Here is a 5,523-nt window from a genome sequence, read left to right as displayed (position 1 = left end):
TTGTAATCTTTGTGCTTCAGCTTGACCTTTAGCACGGTTAACTTCTGCTTGTGCTTCTTGGGTCGCTTTTTGGGCAATAAAACTTGCTTGTTTTGCTTCTTGTTCCGCTATTTGTTTCGCTTCGATCATCTAGAAAATTTTAAGCTTTGTAAAGCCTTCTCACTCCCATCTTAACTAAATGCCGGCATTTTCTGGCCTCAGAAAATAATAGCTGAAAAGTTTTCTTGGCTTCTCAAGGAACTGATACACCATTAAAATTAAAATGAATTATGTAAAAAAAAAGGTTGAGAACTATGACACCCTCTTTAGCAAATTTTCTTTGGAGTCTCCTTTGGGGTACTGCTATTGTGGTCATCCCCGCTACTGTTGGTTTAATTTTCATCAGCCAGAAAGATAAAATCCAACGCAATTAAGCAATTGGGGACTGGGGAATGGGGAATGGTGACTGGAGACTGGGGACTGGGGACTGGGTAATCAATTTGATATTTCCCAATCAACTATCAACTATCAACTATCAACTATCACCTTTTGCCCAATCACCTTTTCCCCAATCACCAGTCACCTATCACCAAAAATTGTAAACAGCTTCAGAGCTTATTTGCTAGATGCTTTGAAGCTTAAATATATTGTCAATAGTTAAAATAGTAATTTTAATTGTTAGCAATAATTGATGCTACAAGTCCCCGGATTAGTCCGTGTGGTAAATCCAAAATCCAAAATCTAAAATGCAAAATTAGATGACTCGCTAACATAGATGTGATATTGGGAAAAGAGCAATGATAAATTTTGGGCTGAACTCAGCCAGTGTTTTGGCTCAGGTAAATTTTGGGGCTAACTCAGCCAGTGTTCTAGGAATTTTCCTGGCTGTGGCTGGGGCAGCACTATATTTTCTTCGCACCGTGCGCCCGGAACTGTCACGAGATCAAGATATCTTTTTTGCGGCGGTTGGCTTACTGTGTGGTTTTATTCTCATCTTCCAAGGATGGCGACTTGACCCGATTTTGCAGTTTGGTCAGTTGCTGTTAGTTGGTTCTACTGTATTTTTTGCTGTTGAAAGTATTCGTCTGCGAAGTATTGCTACTCAACAAGCGAAACGCAATACTCCCATTGTGGATGATGAGCGAGAAGTCAGCAGAAAATATTCTTACTCTGATCGCCGTAATTATCAAGCGGAAATGGATGCCGATTTAGAACCGCTACCTTATTACGAAGAGGAAGAAGAAGAACGTCCCCCACGTCCCAGGATTCGTGGTAGCCGAGATGATCGTTCCAGCCGTGATAATTATTATGAGGAACAACCCCCACGACGAACAGAACGCCGCAGTAGCAGGGAAAAACCAGAAACAGCCGAAAGGAAACGTCGTCCGAGTTCTGGACGTTCCGTAAGTCTCAAGAGTGATAGTTTTGAACAAGAAAATTGGGGTTCTGTTTCTAAGGAAGTTGATGACTGGGAAAGTCCCCAAGAGGAAGTAAGAAAACCGTCACGTCGCAGTAATAACAGACCTCAACGCCCAGAAAGCCGTGAGGATGATGTTACACCTAGACCTAGAAAACGTCGTCCATCTGCTGATTCACCTTCTCGCAGAGAAAGGAATGAAGATGAGGCTATACCTACTGATTATGTACCATATAAACCTCTGGAAACTCCCAATGAGGATTCAGGTAATACCAATGACTTTGATGATGTTTAAAACATTTAGCTGATGGTAATTTCAAGGGCGACGGAAAGCGGTTGATGTGAAAAAATTTACATCTGTATTGTGGCTCCAAAAGCGTATTCGTTGGAGCCTAATTTTTAGCCTCAGTGGGTTGCTTGTGTCTTGTGGTGCTGGTGAGATTCCGGTTGGGGTTTATTCTCTAAACAGTCGTTATACTGAGGAACAACCGGCTTTGAGTGGCAACGGACGCTTTTTGGCCTTTGTCTCTAATCGTAATGGTAATCAGCAATTGTTGATGTACGACTTGGAAACCCAAAGTTTTATTCCCACTCCCAGTTTAAACCGACGAGAAACTGTTGCTGAAAGTCCCAGTCTCAGCTACACAGGTCGTTATATTTGTTACCTCACGAGTGACCAAGGTAGACCAGTGATAGCACTTTATGATCGCGCTATGAAACAATCACAAATCATTACTCCTACCTATCGCGGCTGGATCAGAAATCCTCATATCAGTCCTGATGGACGTTATATAGTGTTTGAATCTGCCAGTCGTGGACAATGGGATATTGAAGTTTTAGACCGAGGACCCACTGTAGAATTAGATATTCCTAATGGTGCAACGGTGACTGGTGATAGGTGACTGGTGACTGGTGACTGGTGACTGGTGACTGGTGACTGGTGACTGGTGACTGGGAAAAATAACTAATAATTAATAACTAATGACTAATAACTAATGACTAATGACAAATTACTTTTATTTTTATTATTAAGTTCAACTTTGTTAACTGGGTGTTTCGGTTATCCGCGTATATTAAGTTATCCCTTTGATCTCGGTGGTCGCGGTTTAAACAGTTCAGCTTCGGAGTTAAATCCGCAAATTTCGGGCAGATATATTGTTTTTACTACTAATCGTCGCGGTAGCCAGGATATTTATATGTTTGATACTGTTACACGAAATCTAGTAGATTTACTAGGTTTAAATTCTTTTGATACTATTGCTGATCATCCTTCTGTGACTCAAGATGGTCGTTTTGTGGTTTTTGCTGGGAGTCGTCAGGGGCGCTCCTTTATTTTTCTTTATGATCGAGAAACTCGACAATCCAGAAATTTAACTGCTAATCTGCAAGCAGAAGTCCGCAATCCTACAATTAGTGCTGATGGTAGTAGAATTGCGTTTGAGTATAGCAATAATGGGCAATGGGATATTTTACTGTATGACAGGTTTGGACAAAAATTGAATATCCCCCAAGACCCAAGGTAATTGATAATTGATAATTGATAATTGATAATTCGTAATTATAAATTACTACCCAATCACCAATCACCAATCACCAATCACCAATCACCAATCACCAATCACCAATCACCAATCACCAGATTTAACTGATTCAATGAGCGATCGCACTTGTTGAGTACCTTCTGAGGGTTCAAAGGAGAGGGGAAATTTACCCCTGACTAACATCCGTAAACCCAGAGGTGCAAGACTAAGTAATCCTTTTAAATCACGGAAATAATTACCAACTACTTGGATACCAAATTGACGTTCATCAATCCAACCACCTGCTTTAACTAGCTCAACCAATACTTTGCGGTGACGAATGGAACGGCTATCACTGGCTTTTTTGCGGTCAAGAATTTCTTGTTTAATTTTGGTAATTTGTTCTAATGGTGCAACTTCCATTGGACAAACAGAGTCGCAATAAAAACAACGAGTACAACCCCAAACACCTTTAGTTCCTTCGTTGTAATTTTCCAAGCGATTTTCTTGGTTACTATCGCGGGAATCTGCCACCATGCGGTACGCTTTGGCGAGAGCGTGGGGACCTACAAAATCGGAATTAACTTCACGGGCGTTGCATTCTGAATAACAAGCACCACACATAATACAATTACCTGTTTGATCGAGAAGCGATCGCTCTTGTGGTGTTTGCAAAAATTCTTTTTCTGGTACTTGTCGCGCTGCTGTACTGACATAAGGTGCAACCGCTTCTAAATTATCCCAAAAACTACTCATATCTACGACCAAATCCTTAATCACGGGCATATTTCCCAAAGGAGCGATCGTGATTTCATTAATGGTATGATTATGGTTTGTCGATAATGAAGATGATGAAATTTTTTGCAATCTAGCTAGTTCGCTGCCAACATTTTCTTTACAGGCTAAAGCTGAACGTCCATTAATTCGCATAGCACAGCTACCACAAATAGTATTGCGGCAATTTTTGCGAAATGCTAAAGTTCCATCTTGTTCCCATTTGATCCGATTTAGGCAATCAAGTATTGTATTACCTGGTTCTACCTGTAAAGGATAAGTTTGGACAACAGGGTGAGAGTTTTGCTGCTGGCGAATAATCTTAAAAACAACTTCCATATATTACCAACCAAATTCTAAAAATTGCCTTACCTGCTGCCAAAATAATGAGTACAAGCAGGTTGTTGTCAAAAATTAGCCCGTTATTTAACTTCAGTGGCTAATAAGCTGATGCTGAAGGCGCTTATGATTCCAGTTCAAGGATAACCATTAAAATTTTAGTTGTAGAAGTGCAGTCAGTGAAATTTATCGAAACAATCGAGTCTCAAAACGGACTTCATTCAAAGTTGTGGGAGGCGTGATAAATCCCCGTGACAAAAACCGCCTCCAGCAAAGCGACCTCCTGGTTTTGTGAACTGAGCAGTATTAGCAGGTGTTTAACATAGCGATGTGTTTACCTGAGCAAATGCAGCTTAGGCATGGAAGTTCAATTTGTCAAATATTTTTTTGCTTTTCTCTGACAAGAGGTGAGGGATATACCCTTCACTGGTTTATCCTCTACACTTGAGACTTCTTTAGTTTAGTCCTGTTTGTAAAAAGTCTTCCAGTAATAGCGAAATAAAAATTTTTTAAATATATAGAAGTGTTAAAGCGGCGGACAATTATTTGGTTATGGCTATCAAGCAAGGGATAGATGTGGTAAATTGATTCTTCCCCTAGACAGACGTGGAGAATAATCGGCGATATTTTCCCTGCTCCTAATAAACAGGGTGAAAAATACCAGGGGCTTTTTGTCTGTTCTCCATCAAGAAAACCTAGATTTAAGTCACTCACTCAAAACATCTCGCCTAATTATATAAACTTTTATAAAAGTCTTGACTCCATACTCATGAGACCATCAGTCCAGAGTAAAATCCTTACTCCTTTTTCTGTCCCCAACTCCAGTGATTTGAAAAAAAAATAATTTGCAAATTGTTTTTTAAATTCAACAAATATTTTGCTATTATTGGTTCATGATAGTATTTAATATGAAATTACGAAGTCACAAAACCAGTACCAAAGTCCGTACAAGTCCGGCTGCTACTGCTTTGTTGATTCGTAATGTAGAGACAAGAAAATTTGTGTCTCTATCGGCTGGACACAAGGGTGTATGTCTCTAAGACCATCAGCAAATACTATACTGTCCTAAGCTGGAAATGACGAGTGGGTACAAACCTACAACTCAAGAGCAAGAAAGGCAAGCACTGAAAATGAAAAACCTGCAATTTATTGTATCTACAACTTTTTAGGAGTAGAACTAACCTGATTTGTAAAGGTGGCTTAAAATTACACCACTACACTAGCGCCAAAAGATTAAAATATTTTTCTTTCTCATGGCGAATGATGGTTAAAAATGCCGTACAATCAACGGAATAAAATTCTGTGACAACCATGATCTCTAATTGAATATGGAAAACCATATATAGAGATACTTGGGCTGATCATATCAGCAGGAATTCACACTTCACCCTCAAGTCTTCAGTAGCTCTGGACATTGGCTAAAAAGCCAAATGTAAAAATCAGGCTACATTGATGAACTGTTTCAAGAGATTAAGGAAATTTTGAACATAATGA

The 5,523-nt window shown here is 39.7% G+C and carries 7 protein-coding genes and 1 pseudogene; 6 read left to right on the top strand and 2 right to left on the bottom strand.

Annotated elements, in window-relative coordinates; genetic code table 11:
- Positions 1-126: pseudogene (locus FFR48_RS30435) on the bottom strand (prohibitin family protein); the annotation flags it as partial.
- Between the two features lie 167 nt (positions 127-293).
- Here FFR48_RS30435 and psbX point away from each other — a divergent pair.
- From psbX to FFR48_RS24760, 5 genes are all read left to right on the top strand, one after another.
- Positions 294-413: a photosystem II reaction center X protein gene (gene psbX, locus FFR48_RS24780; protein ID WP_096568218.1), complete on the top strand. Its 120-nt coding sequence runs from the start codon at positions 294-296 to the stop codon at positions 411-413.
- A gap of 18 nt (positions 414-431) precedes the next feature.
- Positions 432-581, top strand: a complete 150-nt coding sequence (locus FFR48_RS24775; protein ID WP_162501957.1) for a hypothetical protein — start codon at positions 432-434, stop codon at positions 579-581.
- 195 nt (positions 582-776) lie between these two features.
- Positions 777-1,691 carry a Ycf66 family protein gene (locus tag FFR48_RS24770; protein WP_137669202.1) on the top strand — a complete coding sequence of 305 codons (915 nt, stop codon included), beginning with the start codon at positions 777-779 and terminating at the stop codon, positions 1,689-1,691.
- A gap of 46 nt (positions 1,692-1,737) precedes the next feature.
- Positions 1,738-2,298 (top strand): TolB family protein, encoded by a 561-nt coding sequence (locus tag FFR48_RS24765; RefSeq protein WP_096568222.1) that lies wholly within the window; start codon positions 1,738-1,740, stop codon positions 2,296-2,298.
- Between the two features lie 93 nt (positions 2,299-2,391).
- A complete protein-coding gene (locus tag FFR48_RS24760) occupies positions 2,392-2,919 on the top strand; it encodes a TolB family protein (protein WP_137669201.1) in 528 nt (175 codons plus the stop codon).
- Positions 2,920-3,021: 102 nt separating this feature from the next.
- Here FFR48_RS24760 and FFR48_RS24755 read toward each other — a convergent pair whose 3' ends face one another.
- Positions 3,022-4,029 carry a succinate dehydrogenase/fumarate reductase iron-sulfur subunit gene (locus FFR48_RS24755; RefSeq protein ID WP_096568225.1) on the bottom strand — a complete coding sequence of 336 codons (1,008 nt, stop codon included), beginning with the start codon at positions 4,027-4,029 and terminating at the stop codon, positions 3,022-3,024.
- A 908-nt stretch (positions 4,030-4,937) separates the two neighbouring features.
- Here FFR48_RS24755 and FFR48_RS30260 point away from each other — a divergent pair.
- Positions 4,938-5,069, top strand: a complete 132-nt coding sequence (locus FFR48_RS30260; protein WP_255427037.1) for a hypothetical protein — start codon at positions 4,938-4,940, stop codon at positions 5,067-5,069.
- Positions 5,070-5,523: the final 454 nt, after the last annotated feature.

This window comes from Sphaerospermopsis reniformis, assembly GCF_005402885.1.
GTDB lineage: Bacteria > Cyanobacteriota > Cyanobacteriia > Cyanobacteriales > Nostocaceae > Sphaerospermopsis > Sphaerospermopsis kisseleviana.
Note: the sequence above shows the minus strand (reverse complement) of the source record. Positions and strands in the feature narration are given on the sequence as shown.